Source organism: Rhodococcus sp. NPDC078407, from assembly GCF_044542515.1.
In the GTDB taxonomy this organism is placed as follows: domain Bacteria; phylum Actinomycetota; class Actinomycetes; order Mycobacteriales; family Mycobacteriaceae; genus Rhodococcoides.
Map to the genome: position 1 here is coordinate 1 of NZ_JBITUQ010000056.1, position 1424 is coordinate 1424.

The 1424-nt window shown below is 61.4% G+C and carries 2 protein-coding genes; both read left to right on the top strand.

The window, feature by feature from the left end; genetic code table 11:
* The first annotated feature begins 46 nt into the window (after positions 1–46).
* Positions 47–535, top strand: a complete 489-nt coding sequence (locus ACIGGF_RS25330) for a transposase (RefSeq protein ID WP_397523784.1) — start codon at positions 47–49, stop codon at positions 533–535.
* Positions 532–1386, top strand: coding sequence for an IS3 family transposase (locus tag ACIGGF_RS25335; protein WP_397523785.1), 855 nt, complete (start codon positions 532–534; stop codon positions 1384–1386). The genes ACIGGF_RS25330 and ACIGGF_RS25335 overlap by 4 nt, the downstream gene beginning before the upstream one ends.
* The last annotated feature ends 38 nt before the right edge of the window (positions 1387–1424 follow it).

Consider the following 1424-nt stretch of genomic DNA (forward strand, 5'->3'; position numbering starts at 1 on the left):
AAAGTTGGACTGAGTAATTCAGTTCCGACTATTGGGGAGCGTGTGTATGCGTGTACGAAGTTCGCTTACCGAGGATCAGCGGGTCGCGGCGGTAGCGTTGTTCGAGGAGGGCCGTGGGTCGTCCTCGGTCGCTGCGCAGTTGGATATCGGGTCGTGGGCGGTGAGGAGTCTTCACGACCGTTGGCGGGTTCGAGGCGGGAGCGTGTTGGTGGAGAAACCGGACCGGAAGAAGTTCTCGTTCGAGTTCAAACTTGCTGTGGTGCAACGCTTTCTGGCGGGTGAGAGCAAGATCGAGTTGGCGCGTGAGTACGGCCTGTCGTCGGGAAAGATCATCGAACCGTGGGTGCGTGCGTATCGCCGCGACGGCGACGAGGGATTGCGTCCCAAGAGTGCGGGTCGACCGCGGAAACAGTCGACGGCAGATGTCGATGGGGGCAGTGAGCTCGACCGCCTCCGTGAGGAGAACGAGCGGCTGCGGACACAGGTGGCGTACCTGGGAAAATTGCGGGCCTTGAGGGAACAGGGACGACGGTGAAGGTTCTCGCTGTCATCGCCCTCAAGGCGCAGTACCGTCTCGATGTGTTGCTCGACGTCGCCGGCTTGGCTCGGTCGACGTTCTTCTACCGTCAGGCGCAGTTACGCAGGCCCGACCCGAAGGCTGCGTTGAAAGCGGCGGTGAGCAGCGCGTTCGACAACAATCATCGACGCTACGGGCATCGACGCGTGCACCGAGTTCTCGTCGACGCGGGGTGGCGGGTGGCGAAGAAGACCGTGCTCGCGGTGATGCGTGAGCTCGGGTTGGCGTGCCGTGTGCGGCGCCGTCGACGGTATGTCTCGTATCAGGGTCAGGTCGGGGCGGTCGCGGCGAACATCCTCGACCGTCAGTTCACAGCTACGGCCCCGAACGAGAAGTGGGTCACCGATGTCACAGAGTTCCGGGTCGGGGAGGCGAAGTTGTATCTGTCGCCGGTGATGGATTTGTTCGACCGTCAGATCATCTCGTATTCGATCGGTCGGTCCCCGACGACGGAGTTCACCAACCGTTCCCTGCGGGCCGCGTTGGCTACCCTCGGCGAACAGGAGTGCCCAATTGTGCACTCGGATCAGGGTTTTCACTATCAGCACTCGTCGTGGCGGCGGTTGCTGGCCGATGCTGGGGCGATCCAGTCGATGTCCCGCAAATCGAACTGTTACGACAATGCGATCATCGAGAACTTCTTCGGTCACCTCAAAGAGGAGATGTTTCATCACGTCCGATACTCGAACCTCGACGCCTTGCACACCGCGATCGAGGACTACATCGACTGGTTCAACAATGACCGCATCTCGCTACGCCTCGACGGCCTGAGCCCGGTGCGATACCGAGCCCAGGCCCTCGCAGCCTAGGATTTGCATTAGCAGTCCAACCCGCGGGGTCCAGTGCA

Coding starts and splice junctions, on each gene's coding strand:
- ACIGGF_RS25330 (WP_397523784.1), top strand. CDS start 47: ATGCGTGTACGAAGTTCGCTTACCGAGGATCAGCGGGTCGCGGCGGTA.